Origin of the sequence: Phenylobacterium hankyongense, assembly GCF_003254505.1 — a bacterium.
Taxonomy (GTDB): domain Bacteria; phylum Pseudomonadota; class Alphaproteobacteria; order Caulobacterales; family Caulobacteraceae; genus Phenylobacterium; species Phenylobacterium hankyongense.
In genome coordinates this window covers 2,594,433-2,612,438 of sequence record NZ_QFYP01000001.1, presented here as the reverse complement: position 1 = coordinate 2,612,438, position 18,006 = coordinate 2,594,433, and the positions used below count along the sequence as shown (strand labels likewise).

The window sequence follows — 18,006 nt, the reverse complement described above, 5'->3', positions numbered from 1 at the left end:
GCGCGCGCGGCGCAAGGCGAGGCTCAGGCGCGCAGGAAGGCCTCCAGGTCGGCGTTCACCTGCTCCATGTGGGTGACGAACAGGCCGTGCGGCGCGCCCGGATAGACCTTCAGCCGCGCGCCGGGGATGCCCGCCGCCAGCCGCCGGCCGGTGATCTCCAGCGGGGCCGAGGCGTCCTTGTCGCCGTGCAGGATCAGGGTCGGCCGGTCGACGCGCGCGAGGTCCGGCCGCAGGTCCCGCGCCAGCATGGCGCGGAAGGTGGCCATCGCCACCGGCACGGGCGTGCTCACCAGCTGATCGACCAGCCAGTCGCTCATCGCCGGCGAGGTCTGGGGCGTGAAGAAGGGCGCGCGATTGTCCGCCACCCACTTCGGGAAGTCCCGGGCCCAGTCCGCCAGCCGGGCGTCGAAATAGGCCTGCGGCGCGCCGTAGGGATTGTCGGGGGTCTGCAGCAGGTAGGGCGCGGCGGCCGCCACCAGCGCCACCTTGCGGACGCGTCCGGAGCCGTGCCGGCCCAGGTAGCGGATCACCTCCGCGCCGCCCATGGAATGGCCCACCAGCGCCACGTCGCGCAGGCCCAGCCCTTCGATGACCGCGCCCAGATCGTCGGCCAGGGTGTCCATGTCGTAGCCGCGCCCCGGGACGTCAGAGCGGCCGTGCCCGCGCCGGTCATAGGCGATGCAGCGGAATCCGCGCTCGGAGAGGTGCGCCACCTGATAGGCCCACATCTCGCTGGTCAGCGCCCAGCTGGCGGCGAACACCACCGCCGGGCCCTCGCCCCAGTCGCGGTGGAACAGCTGCACGCCGTCCCGGGTCCGCAGGGTCGCCGGCCGATGATCCGCCGCCGCCGGCCGGGTCGCCACCGCCGCCCCGGCCGCCAGGGCGCCGCCGGAAATCAGAATGTCGCGCCTGTGCATGTGCTTGCTCCCGTTCGATGTGGAGCAAGCTTGCCGATCCCGGCGCGGCGAAGCGATTACGCGGCAGGTAATGGAGCCGCCGGCGGAGAGCCCCGCGCCTTAAGCCGCTTCGCCCAGGCTCAGGAACTCGTAGCGGGCCAGGAAGTGGTCGATGGAGCCGAAGGCGTTCTCGATCATGGTGGCGCGCTTGAAGTAGTGGCCGATCGCCATCTCGTCGGTCATGCCCATGCCGCCGTGCAGCTGGATGGCGTTCTGGCCGACGAAGCGGGCGGCCTTGCCGATCTGCACCTTCGCGGCCGCGGCCGCCTTGGAGCGCTCCTTGTCGTCTTCGCCGAGCTTGATCGTCGCCATGTAGGTCATCGAGACCGCCTGCTCGACCTGGATGAACATGTCGACCATCCGGTGCTGCAGGACCTGGAAGGCGGAGATCGGCTGGCCGAACTGCTTGCGCTGGCGGGTGTATTCCAGCGTCCCCTCGTGCAGCTTGCGCAGCACGCCGCAGGCCTCGGCGCAGGTGGCGGCGACCGCCTCGTCCATGACCTTCTCGATCAGCGGCAGGGCCTGGCCTTCCGGCCCGATCAGGGCGTCGGCCTCGACCTGCACGTTCTCCAGCGTCACCTCGGAGGCCCGGAAACCGTCGACGGTCGGGTAGTCGCGGGTCGAGACGCCGGCGGCGTTCTTCTCCACCAGGAACACTGAGATTCCCTGCGCGTCGCGCTGCCCTCCGGCGGTGCGGGCGGTGACGATCAGGTGGGTGGCGTAGGGCGCGCCGATCACCACCGCCTTGTGGCCGTTCAGCACGTAGCCCGCGCCGTCCTTCTTGGCCGTGGTCTTCAGGTCGGCGAGGTTGTAGCGGCCCTGCGGCTCGGCCCAGGCGAAGGCGAAGATCGCCTCGCCGGCGATGATCTGGCCGATCAGCTCGGCGGCGCGCGGGTGGCCGGAGTGCTTCAGGAAGCCGCCGCCGATCACCACCGTGCCGAGGTAGGGCTCGACCACCAGGGCTTTGCCGAACTCCTCCATGACGATCATGTTCTCGACCGGGCCGCCGCCCAGGCCGCCCAGCTCCTCGGAGAACGGCGCGCCCAGGATGCCCAGCTCCTCGGCGAAGGCCTTCCACACCTGCGGGCTCCAGCCCGGCTCCTTGGAGATCGCCGCCCGGCGCTGATCGAAGGAATAGTTGTCGGCCAGATAGCTCGCCACGGTGTCGCGCAGCATCGACTGTTCTTCGGTGAAGCTGAAATCCACGAGGGGTCTACTCCATCTGTTCCCCTCCCCCTTGCGGGGAGGGGTTAGGGGTGGGGGTGTCAGCGCTCACTTCGGCGAGGATGCTCAACACCACGAGCTTTCCGTGCAGCTGGTCAGAGTCCCAGCACCATCTTGGCGATGATGTTGCGCTGGATCTCGTTGGAGCCGCCGTAGATCGAGGTCTTGCGGCCGTTGAAGTAGTCGCCGGCCAGGCCCTCGGCGAAATCGGGCCCGATCTGGGCGTTGTGGCCCATGTCGCGCAGGAACGGCGCGCCGTAGTGGCCGACCGCCTCCAGCGCCAGCTCCTGCAGCCGCTGCTGGATTTCGGTGCCTTTGATTTTCAGGATCGAGCTTTCCGGGCCCGGCCCCTTGCCGCTGGACTCGCCGGCCAGCGTGCGCAGCTCGGTGAACTCCAGCGCCGTCAGGTCGATCTCCAGCTCCGCCACCTTGCGCCGGAAGAAGGCGTCGCCCAGCAGCGCCCCGCCGGCGTCCGACCGCTCGGTCCGCGCCATGTCGCGCAGCTTCTCCAGCCCGCGCTTGGAGCGCGCGACGCCGGCGATGCCCGACCGCTCGTGGGCCAGCAGCGCCTTGGCGCAGGTCCAGCCCTGGTTCTCGTGGAAGATCCGCTGCTCCACCGGCACCTTGACGTTGTCGAGGAAGACGTCGTTCACCTCGTGCCCGCCCTCCAGGGTGATGATCGGGCGCACGGTGATCCCCGGGCTCTTCATGTCGATCAGCAGGAAGGAGATGCCGGCCTGCGGCTTGGCGTCGGGGTCGGTGCGGACCAGGAAGAAGCCCCAGTCGGCGAACTGGCCAAGCGTCGTCCACGTCTTCTGGCCGTTGACGATGTAGTACTCCTTGCCGTCGTCGCCCTTCACCCGCTCGGCGCGGGTCTTGAGGCTGGCGAGGTCGGAACCGGCGCCCGGCTCGGAGTAGCCCTGGCACCACCAGACCTCGCCGTTGTAGATGCCCGGCAGGAACGCCTTCTTCTGCTCTTCGGTGCCGAAGGTGTAGATCACCGGCGCCAGCATCGAGACCCCGAACGGCAGCACCGGCAGCGCGTCGGCGCGGGCCAGCTCCTCGGACCAGATGTACTTCTGGGTCGGCGTCCAGCCGGTGCCGCCGAACTCCGTCGGCCACGACGGCGCCACCCAGCCCTTCTTCGCCAGCACCTTGTGCCAGGAGAGGTAGTCCTCCTTGGTCAGCGGCTCGCCGGAATCCTGCCTGGCCCGCAGCTGCGCCGGATAATTCCCCTTGATGAAGGTGCGGACCTCCTCGCGGAAGGCGTTCTCTTCGGGGGAGAAATCGAGGTTCATGACGGGTTCCCTCTCACGGCGGCTCGGCGCGCAGCGTTTACAGCGTATCTTCTAGACGCGGACCATACGCCGGAGCCGGAAACTTGGGAAGATGACGTTAACGTAAGCGTCAGCCGAGCTCGTCAGCGGGGGCGGAACGGCGGCTTCCGCGCCTTGCCTTCGCCTTGGAAGCCCGGCACTGCTCCCGCCACATGCCCCGGATCGCCACCTACAACGTCCATCGCTGCGTCGGGAACGATCGGCGGCTGGACGTCGCCCGGGTCGCCGACGTGCTGGCCAAGTTGGAACCCGACATCGTCGCCCTGCAGGAGCTCGACGTCGGCCGCGCCCGCACCGGCGGCGTCGACCAGGCGCACGAGATCGCCCGCCGGCTCGACATGGCCTGCCACTTCCACGCCGCGCTGACCGTCGAGGAGGAGCGCTACGGCGACGCCATCCTGACGGCCTATCCGGAGCGGCTGGTGCAGGTCGGGCCCCTGCCCGGCCACCCGCTCATCCCGCAGCTGGAGCCCCGCGGCGCCCTGTGGGTCGAGGTGGAGATCGACGGCAAGCGGGTGCAGGTGATCAACACCCACCTGGGGCTGGTGCCGCGCGAACAGCAGGTGCAGGCGAGCTGGCTGGCCGGACCGTCCTGGCTGGAGCATCCGCTCTGCGCCGGGCCGAAGATCCTGACCGGGGACTTCAACGCCACCGGGACCTCGGTGGTCTACCGCACGCTGACGGCCAAGCTGGAGCCGGCGCGGCGGCTGTCGCCGAAGCGCTCGCCCACCTCGACCTTCCCCTCGCCGCTGCCGGTGCTGCGCATCGACCACCTGTTCGTCAGCCGGGAGATCGTCGTGCGCGACGTCTTCGCGCCGTTCGAGCCGCTGACCCGGGTCGCCTCCGACCACCTGCCGCTGGTCATGGATTTCGAGGTGGTCTGACCCGCTGCTGCTCGGCGTCTTCCCAGACCTGCGTTTCGCCGACGCCGCCGATCGCCCGGAGCTCGCTGTAGAGCCGCTCCCGCCGCCGGTTCGGGCGCCAGGCGTCGCGCGTGTCCTGCGGGTCGCCCAGGTGGTACTTGGTCACGAACTCGCCGATCGCGGTGACTCCGGGCGGCTCGATCGGCCGCAGCCGGCCGTCACGGTTCAGCGCATCGATCGCGCCGACCAGGCCGCCGAACTCGGCGCGGGCCTTGGCCACCGCATCGCCGGTGTGGCCCATGAAGTGACCGACCAGCCGGTCCCGGAAGGCGGCGATGTTCAGCCGCGCGGTCTCGTCGTCGCACTCCAGCGCCAGCTCGAGCTCGGTGTCGAAGCCGCCCGAGCGGTTGTTGAGGTTGGCCGACCCGACGCGGGCGATGCGGTCGTCGAAGACGCTGACCTTGGAGTGCACGATGATCGTCTCGCCGGCCGGGGTCGCCGGCCAGAAGGCGCGGAAGCGGCCGAAGATGTCGGCCGAGCGCAGCCGCCAGATCATCGCCCCGCGGGCCCGGTCCATGGTCAGCTGGTCGAACCAGCTGGGGGCCTGGCCGGTGGAGATCAGCACCACCTGCGGACCGTCCGGCTCGGCCAGGCGCGCGGCCAGGGCCTCGGCGACGATCGGCGAGGTGAAGTACTGGTTCTCGAGGTAGATCGTGTCCTTCGCCTCGGCGATGCAGGCCAGCGTCAGCTGCCGGATCTGGTCGACCAGCGGCCGGCCTTTCCAGGCAGGCTCGGTCAGCGCGATGGCCACGTCCCTGTCGATCAGGTGCGGCGGCACGTGGTCCGGCCAGGGATCGCCGCCGGCGTCCGGCGGCGGCGTCAGCGTCTCGCCGGTGGCGCGCCGCCAGCGTTCGCGGGCGTGGTCGGCGAGCGCGCGGGCCGCCTCGCCGTCCACCATCATCATCACCTCGTGCCGCGGGTCATGGCACTCCTGCTTGGGCATGATGCGGCGCTGGTCGCCATCCAGGTGCCCCGGCGTGTCCCAGCGGTCGACCGAGATGTCGCCGCCGCCGCTGAACGCCAGCCGGTCGTCGATCACCAGCACCTTCTGATGATGGCAGGCGCCGAAGGGCACCTGGTCGTCCAGCCGGAACTTGACCGGCGTGTTCTTGAACCACTTGCGCGCCTTATGCGGGAAGAACTCCTGGCTGGCGGCGATCGGCAGGGCGGACTTCCAGACCAGCAGGCGGACGTCGAGCTCCGGCTTGGCGCAGGCGAGCTCCACCAGGATGCGACCGACCTCGTCGGGGTCGTCGGGGCCGTCGTAGCCGTCGGGGAACAGCCGCGTGCGCGGATCGAACCCCCAGCCGAGCAGCAGGATCGAGCGGCGCGCCTTCTGGACGGCGTCGAACACCGCGGTGAAGTAGGCCTCGTTGTCGATCAGGAACGCCGCGCGCCCGGCGCGGGCGGTGCGCCAGCAGGTCTCACCGGGTCTCAAGACCGTCATACGCCGTGGATGTCCCTGTGCTCGCCCGGCCCCGTCGTAGAACCGCCCGACAGGAAAGCCTATGGCGAAGGTCAGTTCCGTCGATCGGCGGTCAAGAAGAAGCGCGCCGGCCGGGGGGTCGGCGCGCTGGCCAGGGAGCCGAGTTTTCGCGTCGACTCAGCGGACGGCCATGTCCTTGCCCGCGCCGCCGGAGCCCATGTAGGCGACGCACGGCCCGGCGAGCTCCGCGCTCAGCCGCTCGCGGGCCTCGGCCGAACGCGCCTGGCGCTTGGCCTTGTCGAATTCCTCCTGCGCGCGCTGCACGACATAGGGATTGCGACCGCGGCCTTCGGTCTTGATGAAGCTGTCGAGGCCGGAGGTGTCGACCGAGCCGCCGATGCCGGCGGCGAGGCCACGGCAGCGGTTGGCCTTGAGGTAGTCCAGGTCCGTGGTGCGGTCGGCCGCGGCGGCGGCGGCGGTGGTCAGCAGGCTGGCGGCGGTGAGGGCGATGGCGGCGAACTTCATGGCGTAGCTCCTGGGGTCTGTGGATTCACGACGGAGTTGGGCGGCGACAGGGCCGCAAGATCAGTGGCCGGCGACGGTGCGGGCCCGGCCGGCGAAGGCCATGACGCGCGTTCTGCGGCGGCCGCGAGGCTCGCGACCGCGAGCGCGATGGCGGTGACTTGCATTGGATAATTACTCCCCGCGTCTTCATCGATTGGCGCGAGGGTGCTCGCCACGGCTGATGGCCTCAAGTTAAATGGAGGCAATTATCAAGTCCGTCGATTAACAATCAGCAATGATTACATCGGATCAACTTTGGAGACATGAACAGGTTGTAATCTTCCGCCGACGCCGGCATGTAACTCCCATGAGCGATCTCAAGCCGAAGCTGGACGCCGCCGGCGTCAACGCCCTGATGCGCCGCGCCTTCCCGGAGTCCGGGCAGGACGGGCTGCCGCAGGTGATGAGCGTGGCGCCCGGTCGGGTGCGGGTGATGCGCCCCTACGGCCCCGGCATGCTGCGGCCGGGCGAGGTGATCTCGGGCCCGGTGCTGATGGCGCTGGCGGACACCGCCGCGTACGCCCTGGTGCTGGCCCACGTGGGCGACCAGCTGATGGCGGTGACCTCGTCGCTGACCGTGAACTTCCTGCGCGGCTGCAAGCCGGCGGACCTCTACGCCGAGGCGGAGATGTTGCGCCTGGGCCGCCGCAACGCGGTCTGCGAGGTGCGGCTCTGGACCGAGGGCCCGGAGCGGCTTGCCGCTCAGGCCACGGTGACGTACGCGCTCCCCCAGCCATGACCCCTGCCCGGCCGCCCGCCCCGATCAAGACGCCCTGTATCCAGGTCTGCGTCGTCGACGGCGAGAGCGGCCTGTGCCTCGGCTGCTATCGCCGACTGGCGGAGATCGCCGGCTGGGCGAAGCTCGGCGCGGCCGAACGCGAGGCGATCATGGCCGAGCTGCCATCGCGCCGCAGCCTGATCGCACCGCAAAAGCTGGCGATGTTCTGACGGCCTCGCTGTTCACGCCTTGCAAACCCCGCAGCCCTAATCTTCGCGCCTGACAGAGGCCGGATCGGCCGCGGACGGGTAAGGCTAAGTGTCGAACATGCTCAGGTTCGCGATGGTGTCGCTGGTCGCGGGGGTCTCCGCCGTCGTGGCGGCGCACGCCGTGGTGGTGTTCGCCCGCGAGCCGCTGGCGCTGCGCGCCGCCAAGGCCGAGGCGCCGCTGGTGATGGCCGCCACCGGGCCCCTGCCCGCGCCGCAGGGCGGGGCGGTGATGAAGGCCAGCGACGGACACTTCTGGGCCGACGGCGACGTCAACGGCCAGGCTGTCCACTTCCTGGTGGACACCGGCGCGACCGCCGTGGCCCTGACGCCGAAGGACGCCGAACGGCTCGGCTTCGACCTGTCCAAGCTCCATTATGGCTACGCCGTGGTCACCGCCGGCGGCCAGGCCCGCGCGGCCGGCGTAAAGCTGGCGTCGATCTCGGTGGCCGGCGCGCGGCTGGAGAACGTCGACGCCCTGGTCATCGAGAGGGGGCTCGACGCCTCGCTCCTCGGGATGACCTATCTAGGCCGCCTGTCCAGCTTCCAGGCCACGCGTCAGGCGCTCTTCCTGCAGCCCTGAGTCCCGCGACGCTGAGCGGCTGACCGCCGCCAGCGCCGCGTCGATCACCTCCAGGCCTGCGCCCGGCTTCACGCCTTCCACCGTCAGGATCCGCCGCCAGGTCCGCGCCCCCGGCCGACCCTGGAACAGGCCCAGCATGTGCCGGGTCATCGCCGCCAGGCGCACCCCGCGCGACAGCTCCCGCGCCACGTAGGGCCGATAGCGCCTGACCGCCTCCAGCACGTGGACCGCTTCGCCGGCCCCAAAGAGCCGCGCGTCGACCTCGCCGAGGATTTCCGGCGTGTGGTAGGCCGCCCGGCCGAGCATCACCCCGTCGACGTGCTGCAGATGGGCCTGCGCCGCCTCCAGCGAGGCGATGCCGCCGTTGATGACGATCGTCAGCTCCGGCCGCTCGCGCTTCAGCCGGTAGACCAGCGGATAGTCGAGCGGCGGCACGTCGCGGTTCTCCTTCGGCGACAGGCCCTGCAGCCAGGCCTTGCGGGCGTGGACCACGAAATGCCGCACGCCGGCCTGGGCGCAGAGGTCCACCAGGGAGAACAGGCTCGCCTCCGGGTCCTGCTCGTCGACGCCGATCCGGCACTTCACCGTCGCCGGGACCTTCACCGCCGCGGCGATGGCCGCCATGCACTCCGCAACGAGAGCCGGCTCGCGCATCAGGCAGGCGCCGAACCGCCCCGACTGCACGCGGTCCGACGGGCAGCCGACGTTGAGGTTGATCTCGCCATAGCCCTCGGCCTCGCCGATCCGCGCCGCAGCCGCCAGATCGGCCGGATCGGACCCGCCCAGCTGCAACGCCACCGGCTGCTCCGCCGGGTCGAAGGCCAGCAGGCGCGCGCGGTCCCCGTGCAGGATCGCGCCGGTGGTCAGCATCTCGGTATAGAGCATCGCCCGCGCCGTCAGCGACCGGTGCAGCATCCGGCAATGCCGGTCCGTCCAGTCCATCATCGGGGCGACTGACAGTCTAGATGACTGATATTGCGAAATGTTTTCCATGCAGTTCAGCTAGCTGGTCAGGCGTGCGGGTGCGCGTTTCTACGCGAAGCCGCCGCCGATTTCGCCCCTTTTCGCCAACCGACGGCGCCGCTTCGCAGGCGCGCGACCTGGGGCCAGATCGACCGCGGCGGATCGCCGCGCCGCCCCGACTCGGTCAGCCCCCGGCGGCCTCGGGGCCTCGCCGCATCTGGAGCCCATACGTGTCGGAGCCGAAACCTTAGCCTCGATAAAGCCCAATTTCGGCGAACACGAAGACGACATCACCGCAGCTTCAGCGAAATGGGCCGTCCGTGATGAAAACCTTTGCAGTTGAGCGTGAGAATACCGAAATCCTATATTCTTGGAAATGTCATCGCCAATTTTAAGCAGTCATACCATTTAATCATTATACACGTCGATAACGCCCCTCCTTCTGCGCAACACACCTCTGGAAACGCAACAATACTTACTCATAGACACTTGCCTTTAGCTGACAGAACTCGATTGACTTGAAGGTTTTACTACGCCAGAAACGCTGCCGAAGCCGTTATGAAACGGCACCGCATTAGGGGGATACACAAATGAGAATGGTTTCAGCCGCGAGCGCCATGCTCGCCGGCGTCAGCATGCTCGCTCTTGCCGCGCCGGCGCTGGCTCAATCGTCGGGTGTGAAAACCTTTTCAGCAGCGGACAAGGCGAGCGGCGGCGACGCGGGCGGCGGCGAGGCGGCCGAGGTCGAGGCCGTGGTCGTCACGGGCTCGCGGATCGTCAGCAACGGCTTCCAGGCGCCCACGCCCGTCACCACCATGACCTCCGAGGCGTTGCTCGCCCGCGCGCCGACCAACATCCCGGACGCGCTCAACCAGCTCCCGCAGTTCCGCGGCTCGTCCTCGAACAAGCAGTCGGTGACCTGGAACGCCAACAGCCCGAACCAGGGCAACTACCTGAACCTGCGCGGCCTCGGCACCACCCGCACCCTGATCCTGCTCGACGGCGTCCGCGTGCCGCCGACCAGCTTCGCCGGCGGCGTCGACATCAACACCCTGCCCCAGGTCCTCGTCCAACGCGTCGACGTGGTCACCGGCGGCGCCTCGGCGGCCTATGGCTCCGACGCCATGGTGGGCGTGGTCAACTTCGTCCTCGACAAGAACTTCAACGGCCTGAAGGGCAGCGCCCAGTACGGCGCCTCCACCTACGGCGACGCCAACAGCTACAAGGCGACCCTGGCGGCCGGCACGAGCTTCGCCGGCGGCCGCGGCCACATCGAAGGCTCGATCGAGCACTTCAATTCCGATCCGATCAACGCCAACGACCGTGAGAACGGCCAGCGGTTCATCCAGTACACCAGCCGCTCTCAGGGCGGCGTCCAGTACTCGACCACCTATCAGGACGTCCGCTTTTCGAGCGTCACCTTCGGCGGCTACATCAACAGCGGACCGCTGAAGGGCTACGAGTTCCTGCCGGGCGGCGCCATCCAGCCGATGGCGGTGGGCGGCCCCACGACCAACCCGACCTATTCGATCGGCGGCGGCGGCGCCTACTGGACCAACACCACCATGGTGTCGGCCCTCAAGACGGACCAGGCCTTCGGGCGGGTGTCCTACGACCTGACCGACAACATCAACTCCCACATGCAGTTCTCGGCGGCGGAGTCGCGCAACCAGCTCAATATCCGCTGGGACGAGCACTACGGCGGCTCGCAGAACGGCATCACCATCTCCCGTGACAACGCCTTCCTGCGTCCGGAAGTGGTCGCCGCGCTCGGCTCGACGAACAGCTTCCAGATGTCGCGCATCGGCATGATGGACACGCCGCAGTACAAGGGCGACACGCTCAACGACAGCGGCATGATCAATGCCGGCCTGGACGGCAAGTTCAGCGCCCTCGGCCATGAATGGCACTGGGACGCCAACTACGTCTGGGGCCGCAACCAGCTGCGCACCAACGTCAACGAGTTCAACAGCCAGCGCTTCTATGCGGCGATCGACTCGGTCCGGAACTCGGCCGGGCAGGCCGTCTGCCGGGTGAGCCTGACCAACCCGACGCTGCTGCCCGGCTGCGTGCCGATGAACATCTTCGGGGTCGGCGCCCCGTCGGCGGAATCCATCGCCTGGGCGATGGGCCGCTCGCAGTACCAAGCCGTCAACCAGATGAACATCGTCTCCGCCAACCTCAGCGGCGACCTGTTCGAGCTGCCGGCCGGCCCGCTGTCCGTCGCCTTCGGCGGTGAATGGCGTCGCCAGACGCTGGACGAGACCTCGAACTCCGACCCGGCGGTCGCGTCGTCGATCGACTACACCGGGATCCAGGGCAAGCCGAACAACGTGCTGCCGTACAACTTCACCAACATCGGCCTCGCCTCCGGCCAGGTCACGGTGAAGGAGGCCTATGTCGAAGTCGCCGCCCCGCTGCTCAAGGACCTGCCGTTCGTCCAGTCCCTGGACCTGAACGCCGCGGCCCGCGTCACCGACTACAGCACCAGCGGCCAGGTGATGACCTGGAAGGTGGGCGTGAACTATCAGCCCTACGACGATCTGCGGCTGCGGATGACCGTCTCCCGCGACATCACCGCGCCGACCCTCTACCAGCTCTACCAGGGCAAGCAGGTCACCGCGAACCTCGACCTCGACCTGCACACCGGCGCCTCGGCCTCGTACATCAACGAGGTGGGCGGCAACCCGAACCTGACGCCGGAGATCGGCTCGATGGTGGTGGGCGGCTTCGTCTATTCGCCGAGCTACTTCAAGGGCTTCACGGTCTCGGTCGACGCCTACAGCCTGCTGATCAACGACGCGATCGGCTCGACCAACCAGGGCCTGCTGAACCAGGAGTGCGAGCAGAGCAACGGCACCTCGCCGTCGTGCGCCTACATCATCCGGCCCCTGCCCTTCTCCGACCGCACCCCCGCCAACAACATGCAGCGGGTGCTGAACGTCCAGCGCAACCAGGCCAAGGTGTTCCAGTCGGGCTTCGACGTGGAAGCGGCCTATCTGGTGCCGCTGGAGGCGATCTCGAGCCGGCTCAGCGGCCGCCTGGAGCTGCGCGGCCTCGCCTCAGTGCTGACCGACTACAGCCTGAAGCCCAGCGCGACGCAGCCGCGGCAAGGCCAGCTCAACTACGGCAACAACCCGCGGATCAGCGGCTCGCTCGAGGCCAACTACAGCAACGGCCCCTGGTCGGTGCGGGTGGCCGAGCGCTGGACCGGCTCGGCCAAGCGCTCGCGGACGACGATCTTCACCAACTACGACGTCCAGCCGAACGTCAATTATACCGACCTCAACGTCGCCTATAAGTTCGGCGCCGAGCGCCAGTACGAAGCCTTCGCGAGCGTCCAGAACCTGTTCAACGTCGATCCGCCGCTGATCGCCGACTCCGCCAACCCGGGCCTGCAGTTCCCGACCAACCGCGCGATGTACGACGTCATCGGCCGTTACATCACGGTGGGCTTCCGCTTCCGCCGCTAGGAGCCCTCCCTCCTCAGTGACGGCAGGGGGCCGGAGGCTGCCGAGACCAGCCTTCGGCCCCTTTTTTCTGCGCCAAGCGTCACCGTTCAGGCATCGCCGCGGCGATGCGCTAGGGTCCGATCCAAACCCGCCGTGCGGGACCAACGAAGACAACCAGCGGCCGCCCATGGGCTGCGAAATGGGAGAATTCCGATGAAGATGCTTCTCGCGGCGACCCTGTCCCTTCTCGCCGTCCAGGCCGCGTCCGCCCAGCCGGCCGCCGCCCCTGCCCCTGCCGCGCCGCCCGCCGCCCCGCGCGAGCCGCCGAGCAACGACGCCGCCGGCCTGACCGTCGACCAGTTCGTGGGCTACGCCGACCGCGCCGCGCCGCACATCATGTACGACGTGATCCAGAAGCGCACGATCCTCAGCGGCGGCGACCCGACCCGGCCCGGCGCGCCCCGCGCGGTGATGCCCTACCACAACGAGCTCGCGCTGCTGGAGCTCGGCGCCCTCAACACCACCTCGATGTTCAAGACGCCGGATCAGCTGGTGCTCTACGTCGAGACCGGACAGGGCCGCATCGACGACGGCAAGCAGGTGTGGGACCTGAAGCCCGGGATCGCCATCCTGATCCCGCCCAATCTGGCGCACCGGCTGTCGAACACCGGCGACACGCCCATGAAGATCCTGATGACCTCGCAGACGCTCGATCCGAGCGTCAAGCCGCGCGCCGACATCCTGGTCCGCGACACCAACAAGCTCGTCTACACCGAGCGCAACGTCCACTGGAGCAACCAGACCAAGTACGTGTTCCAGCAGGAGGACGGCCTGTTCTCCAGCGACAAGGTCTACATCGTCTACATGGGCGGCTGGACGATCGCCGGCGCCCACGCCCACACGCCCGGCCAGGAAGAAGTCTGGGTGAAGCTCACCGACGGCCCGGCCGCCCTGCAGGTCGGCAGCGAAATCCGCCCCTGGCCGATGAACGCGGGCCTGATGGCGCCGCCGAACGGCAAGTCGGTCCATGCCGCCATCAACCTCAGCCACGATGTGCAGAGCTGGTTCTACATGGGCCGCCTGGCGCCCTTCGCCCAGCCGCGCCCCGCCAACGCTCCGCCGCGTCCGGGCTCCGAGGCCATCGCCGAAGGCCTCCGCAACGCCACCATCGCGGGACGCCCGCTGCCGTCGGAGGGCAAGGGGCGCACGGGCCGCTGAAGAACTGCGCAGTCGCCACCGCGGTTGCAAGCTTTGAAAGCCCGCCTCGCAAGGGGCGGGCTTTCATCGTCTCAGATCCCCCTCGCCGCGCGAACTGCGATATAACCGCGACAGTATGCGAGAAGTCATCGCCCAATGAACGATAGACGCCCGACGACGATCATCGAGGTGGCCGCCGAGCTTGGTGTCTCGATCGCGACGGTTTCCCGCGCCCTGAGGCGACCCGAACTGCTCAGCGAGGAAACCCGCGCGCGGGTCCTCAAGGCGGTGGAGCGCCTCGGCTATCAGCCCAATCTGCTGGCCCGCGACCTGCGCCTTCGCGAAAGCAAGGTCGCCCTGGTCGTCGTGCCCAGTCTCAGCCCCTTCTTCCTGGAGGTCTTCCGAGGCGTCGAGAAGGCCGCGCGCAAGACCGGCTATTCGGTGCTGATGGGCCACACCGACCGCGATCCGGAGCGCGAGCACGCCTTCTTCGACCAGGTGGCCGCGCGCCGGGCCGACGGCATCATCCTGGTGACGAGCTCGCACGCCTCGGCCCTCGCCGATCGCAAGCGGCTGCCGCCGGTGGTGGCGGCGCTCGAACAGATCGACGGCTGCTCGCTGCCCGCGGTCCGCGTGGACCACACCCGGGCGGCGGTGGCCGCCACTCAGTATCTGCTGGACCTCGGGCACAAGCGGGTGGCGCACATCTCCGGCCCGATGAGCTCGCCGATGGCCGTCCACCGGGTCGAAGGCTATCAGCAGGCGCTCGGTCCCAGCCTGGACACTGCGCTCTGCGTCGAGGGCGACTTCACCGCGCGATCGGGCGAGCTCGCCATGAACCTGCTGCTCGCCCGCCACGCCCCGCCCACCGCGGTTTTCGCCGCCAACGACGAAATGGCCATCGGCGCGGTCCGGGCCGCGAAGATGGCCGGGCTGCGGGTGCCGGAGGACATCTCGATCATCGGCTTCGACGACCAGCGCATCGCCGCGCTCTACGATCCGCCTCTGACCACGGTGCATGTGCCCACCGCCGAGATCGGCTATCGCGCCATGCTGCTGCTCGAGCGGGTGCTGAACGACTCGGCCACCGATCGGGACATCGTCCTGCCCACCAAGATCACGCCGAGGGGCACGACCGCCCCGTACCGCCCCCGCGGTCCCGCCGCCCCGGACGACGAGGGCTGACGCGCCGACGCGCGCCGCCCGATCGGCCACCCTCGCGAGCCCTCGCAAGCGCCAGTTTCGCCTAGACGCGTCGCCCCCTCATTGATAACCTTTTCATAGACGTTCGGGGGTTGATTTGTTTTCGCTTTTTTCGACCGGGGCTCTCGCTTCAGAAGTCGTTGCAAGTGTCAGATCCCGGCCCGCCGCGTCGGATTTCCCACGGCCATGGATGACCAACGCGTGCAAACTCTCAAAGCCCTGAAACTTGGATCGATGCTCGCGGCGCTTGCCGTTTGCGGGCCGTTAACGACAGCCCAGGCCGCCGACGCCCCGGCGGCGAGCGCGAAGACGGAGGTGGGCGTGCTGCGCCTCGATCCGGCGCTGGACAAGGTGATCGCGCCCGGCGCGCGGATCGAAAAGGTGGCCACCGGCTTCGGCTTCGCGGAAGGCCCGATGTGGCGCGAGGGCCGGCTCTGGTTCTCGGACCTCACCGGCAACAAGATGGTCGCGGTGTCTCCCAACGGTAAGGTCGAGGTGTTGATCGATCACGCCGGCGGCCTGGCGCAGATCCCCCCGAACGGCAGCCCGTTCAAGGGCTCCAACGCCATGGTCACCGACAAGGACGGCACGGTGCTGATGAACCAGCACGGCGCCCGGCGCATCGTCCGCCTCGACAGCAAGCTGCACATGACGCCCTTCCTCGAGCGCTATGACGGCAAGCGCCTGAACAGCCCGAACGACCTGGTCTTCGCCTCCGACGGCGCGCTGTGGATCACAGACCCGCCCTATGGCCTCGACGGCCAGGACAAGGATCCGGCCAAGGAAGTCCCGTTCAATGGCGTCTATCGCTACGCCAACGGCAAGCTGACGGCCGTCATCACCGACATCCCGCGCCCCAACGGCATCGGCTTCTCGCCCGACGGCAAGACGCTCTACATCTCGAACTCCGAGCCGAAGATGTTCGTCCGCGCCTACGACGTCGCCCCCGGCGGCAAGGTCTCCAACCCGCGCACCTTCATCGAGTATCCCGAGCCGAACCCGGTCGACGTGCCGGACGGCCTGAAGGTGGACTCGGCGGGGAACGTGTGGACCTCGGGTCCGGGCGGCATCCGCATCATCAGCCCGCAGGGCAAGGTGCTGGGCCAGATCAAGCTGCCGGAGAAGGCCGCCGCCAACCTGGCGTGGGCCGATGACGGCCACACCGCCTACATCTGCTCAGCCGAAAGCATCTACCGCCTGAAGCTGGCGACGCCCGGCAAGATGCCGCTCTACACGCGCTGATCGACAACAATGAACAATATGACGGAGGAATTCATGGATCGTCGCGCCTGCATCAGGTCCGCTTTCGGCGCCGCCGCTGTGGTCAGTCTCGCAGCGGGAGCCAGCGCCAAGGCGGCAACGCCGAAGAAGTCACCGATCGTGCTCTATTGCGACCTCGAGGTGGATCCGGCCCGCGAGCAGGAAATGCTCAACCATTTCCACAACAAGTTCGCGCCGGCGGGGGCCAAGTTCAAAGGCTTCATCGACGTCAAGATGCTGAAGCTGCGGACCCACATCCAAGGCTACGACCTGCCGAAGAGCGTGAACTACCGGTTCCAGCTCACCTACGAAAACGAAGAGCTGCGCCAGATCTGGATCGCCTCGAAGACCCACGCCGCGCTTTGGCCGGGCATCGAGAACACGCTGACCAACAAGAACTTCCAGGTGGTGCTGTTCGACGTCGTCTGACGCCGGGGCGGCCTGCGCGCACGTCGCCGCAGGCCGCCCCGGTTTCGGCGAGAGACCAAGAAACGATAGCCGCGCCTCGACGTGCGGCTGGGGCGGCCGTGCCTGAGCGGCGGGGGAAAAGGGACCAGTGATGTCGGATCGAGCCAACCAGAACGCGGTCGCCGAGCGCCCGGCCAGCGGCGCACGCTGGGCCGTGGTGGCGCTGATGTTCGCCATCGCGGCGGTCTCCTACCTTGACCGCAACAACATCTCGATCGCCGCCTCCGCGGTGCAGAAGGAGTTCGGCCTGACCAACGTGCAGTTGGGCACGGTCTTCAGCGCCTTCGTCATGGGCTACGCCTTCAGCCAGCCCCTGGCCGGGCGGCTGGCCGACCGGTTCGGGCCCTACCGGATGGTCGCCATCGGCATCGTCTGGTGGAGCGTCTTCACCGCAGCCACCGCCCTCGTGCCCTCAGGCTACGGCTGGTCGCTCGGGCTGCTGATCGCCACCCGCTTCGTGCTCGGCGTCGGCGAGTCGGTGATCTTCCCGGCCAGCAACCGCCTGGTCGCCAACTGGATCCCGACCCGTGAGCGCGGCGTCGCCAACGGCGTGATCTTCGCCGGCGTCGGCATCGGCGCAGGCGTCGCCCCGCCGCTGATCACCTACTTCCTGATCAACCACGACTGGCGCGTCGCCTTCTACGCCAGCGCCGTGATCGGCCTGGCGTCGCTGATCGGCTGGCTGGTGGTCGCCCGCGACCGCCCGGATATCCACCCCTGGGTCGACCCGACGGAAGCGGCCTATATCAAGGCCGGCCTGCCGGACCCCACCGCCCTGGGCAGCCACAAGGCTGCGCCCTGGCTGCAGATCCTGAAGAACCGCCACGTGGCGGCGCTGAGCCTCAGCTACTTCTGCTACGGCTATGTGGCCTACATCTTTTTCACCTGGTTTTTCAAATACCTGTCGACCGAGCGCGGCCTGGACCTGAAGGCCAGCGCGCTCTACGCCATGCTGCCCTTCATCGCCATGGCGGTGTGCTCGCCGCTCGGCGGCTGGATGGCGGACCGGCTCACCGACCGGTTCGGGCCCGGGGTCGGCCGGCGCGGCCTGGCGGTCTTCGCCCTGGTGCTGGCCGCCGCCTTCGTGGCCATGGCGACCCAGGTGGCCGACGCGCGGCTCGCCTGCGTCGTGCTCGCCGGCGGCGCCGGTGCGCTCTACCTGTCGCAAAGCGCCTTCTGGACGGTCTCGGCCAACCTCGGCGGCCGGTCCGCCGGTTCGGTCTCCGGCGTCATGAACATGGCCAACCAGCTGGGCGGCGTGGTCACCGCGTCGCTGACCGCCCTCCTGGCCGACCGGCTGGGCTGGAACGCCTCCTTCCTGGCCGCCGCCGGCGTCTCGCTGGTCGGCGCCGCCGCCTGGCTGTTCATCGACCCCACCCACCGGCTCGCCAGCGACGCCACCGGCGTGGACGCCGGCGTGGCGCTCGCCAAGCCGTGACGACCCTCAGCACCTTCTGTGTTTCGGA

Annotated in this window: 16 protein-coding genes; 10 read left to right on the top strand and 6 right to left on the bottom strand. The window is 68.7% G+C overall.

Features of this window, described 5'->3' with window-relative positions:
• Positions 1–23: 23 nt before the first annotated feature.
• The 3 genes from DJ021_RS12585 to DJ021_RS12575 form a co-directional block, all read right to left on the bottom strand.
• Positions 24–917, bottom strand: coding sequence for an alpha/beta fold hydrolase (locus DJ021_RS12585; protein ID WP_111457875.1), 894 nt, complete (start codon positions 915–917; stop codon positions 24–26).
• 99 nt (positions 918–1,016) lie between these two features.
• Entirely contained in the window at positions 1,017–2,162 is a 1,146-nt protein-coding gene (locus DJ021_RS12580) for an acyl-CoA dehydrogenase family protein (protein ID WP_111457874.1), read from the bottom strand.
• A 113-nt stretch (positions 2,163–2,275) separates the two neighbouring features.
• On the bottom strand, positions 2,276–3,478 hold the full coding sequence (locus tag DJ021_RS12575; RefSeq protein WP_111457873.1) for an acyl-CoA dehydrogenase family protein: 1,203 nt from the start codon (positions 3,476–3,478) through the stop codon (positions 2,276–2,278).
• A 191-nt stretch (positions 3,479–3,669) separates the two neighbouring features.
• Here DJ021_RS12575 and DJ021_RS12570 point away from each other — a divergent pair, with 191 nt between their 5' ends.
• A complete protein-coding gene (locus DJ021_RS12570) occupies positions 3,670–4,401 on the top strand; it encodes an endonuclease/exonuclease/phosphatase family protein (RefSeq protein WP_111457872.1) in 732 nt (243 codons plus the stop codon).
• Here the strand turns inward: DJ021_RS12570 and DJ021_RS12565 are convergent.
• Together DJ021_RS12565 and DJ021_RS12560 are read right to left on the bottom strand one after the other, a co-directional pair.
• Positions 4,379–5,887, bottom strand: a complete 1,509-nt coding sequence (locus DJ021_RS12565; RefSeq protein WP_111457871.1) for a phospholipase D-like domain-containing protein — start codon at positions 5,885–5,887, stop codon at positions 4,379–4,381. The two genes, DJ021_RS12570 and DJ021_RS12565, sit on opposite strands and share 23 nt — an antisense overlap.
• A gap of 156 nt (positions 5,888–6,043) precedes the next feature.
• Positions 6,044–6,391 (bottom strand): hypothetical protein, encoded by a 348-nt coding sequence (locus DJ021_RS12560; protein ID WP_111457870.1) that lies wholly within the window; start codon positions 6,389–6,391, stop codon positions 6,044–6,046.
• A 346-nt stretch (positions 6,392–6,737) separates the two neighbouring features.
• Here DJ021_RS12560 and DJ021_RS12555 point away from each other — a divergent pair, with 346 nt between their 5' ends.
• The 3 genes from DJ021_RS12555 to DJ021_RS12545 all read left to right on the top strand — a co-directional run bounded on the left by DJ021_RS12555 (position 6,738) and on the right by DJ021_RS12545 (position 7,997).
• On the top strand, positions 6,738–7,169 hold the full coding sequence (locus tag DJ021_RS12555) for a PaaI family thioesterase (RefSeq protein ID WP_111457869.1): 432 nt from the start codon (positions 6,738–6,740) through the stop codon (positions 7,167–7,169).
• Positions 7,166–7,378 carry a DUF1289 domain-containing protein gene (locus tag DJ021_RS12550; protein WP_111457868.1) on the top strand — a complete coding sequence of 71 codons (213 nt, stop codon included), beginning with the start codon at positions 7,166–7,168 and terminating at the stop codon, positions 7,376–7,378. The genes DJ021_RS12555 and DJ021_RS12550 overlap by 4 nt, the downstream gene beginning before the upstream one ends.
• Before the next feature lie 97 nt (positions 7,379–7,475).
• Positions 7,476–7,997: a TIGR02281 family clan AA aspartic protease gene (locus tag DJ021_RS12545; protein ID WP_165837207.1), complete on the top strand. Its 522-nt coding sequence runs from the start codon at positions 7,476–7,478 to the stop codon at positions 7,995–7,997.
• Here DJ021_RS12545 and dusA read toward each other — a convergent pair.
• Positions 7,941–8,990, bottom strand: coding sequence for a tRNA dihydrouridine(20/20a) synthase DusA (dusA, locus tag DJ021_RS12540; RefSeq protein WP_111457866.1), 1,050 nt, complete (start codon positions 8,988–8,990; stop codon positions 7,941–7,943). The genes DJ021_RS12545 and dusA overlap by 57 nt on opposite strands.
• A gap of 560 nt (positions 8,991–9,550) precedes the next feature.
• Here dusA and DJ021_RS12535 point away from each other — a divergent pair.
• The 6 genes from DJ021_RS12535 (at position 9,551) to DJ021_RS12510 (ending at position 17,978) form a co-directional block, all read left to right on the top strand.
• Complete coding sequence (locus DJ021_RS12535; protein ID WP_111457865.1) at positions 9,551–12,433, top strand: TonB-dependent receptor plug domain-containing protein; 2,883 nt, start codon at positions 9,551–9,553, stop codon at positions 12,431–12,433.
• A gap of 192 nt (positions 12,434–12,625) precedes the next feature.
• Positions 12,626–13,630, top strand: coding sequence for a cupin domain-containing protein (locus DJ021_RS12530; protein ID WP_111457864.1), 1,005 nt, complete (start codon positions 12,626–12,628; stop codon positions 13,628–13,630).
• Between the two features lie 135 nt (positions 13,631–13,765).
• Complete coding sequence (locus DJ021_RS12525; RefSeq protein ID WP_111457863.1) at positions 13,766–14,794, top strand: LacI family DNA-binding transcriptional regulator; 1,029 nt, start codon at positions 13,766–13,768, stop codon at positions 14,792–14,794.
• Between the two features lie 252 nt (positions 14,795–15,046).
• The gene (locus tag DJ021_RS12520; protein WP_207801834.1) at positions 15,047–16,054 is read left to right on the top strand and encodes an SMP-30/gluconolactonase/LRE family protein; all 1,008 of its coding nucleotides are present in this window, start codon (positions 15,047–15,049) and stop codon (positions 16,052–16,054) included.
• Between the two features lie 33 nt (positions 16,055–16,087).
• The gene (locus tag DJ021_RS12515) at positions 16,088–16,501 is read left to right on the top strand and encodes a hypothetical protein (RefSeq protein WP_133255004.1); all 414 of its coding nucleotides are present in this window, start codon (positions 16,088–16,090) and stop codon (positions 16,499–16,501) included.
• A gap of 130 nt (positions 16,502–16,631) precedes the next feature.
• Positions 16,632–17,978, top strand: coding sequence for an MFS transporter (locus tag DJ021_RS12510; RefSeq protein WP_207801833.1), 1,347 nt, complete (start codon positions 16,632–16,634; stop codon positions 17,976–17,978).
• Positions 17,979–18,006 lie beyond the last annotated feature (28 nt).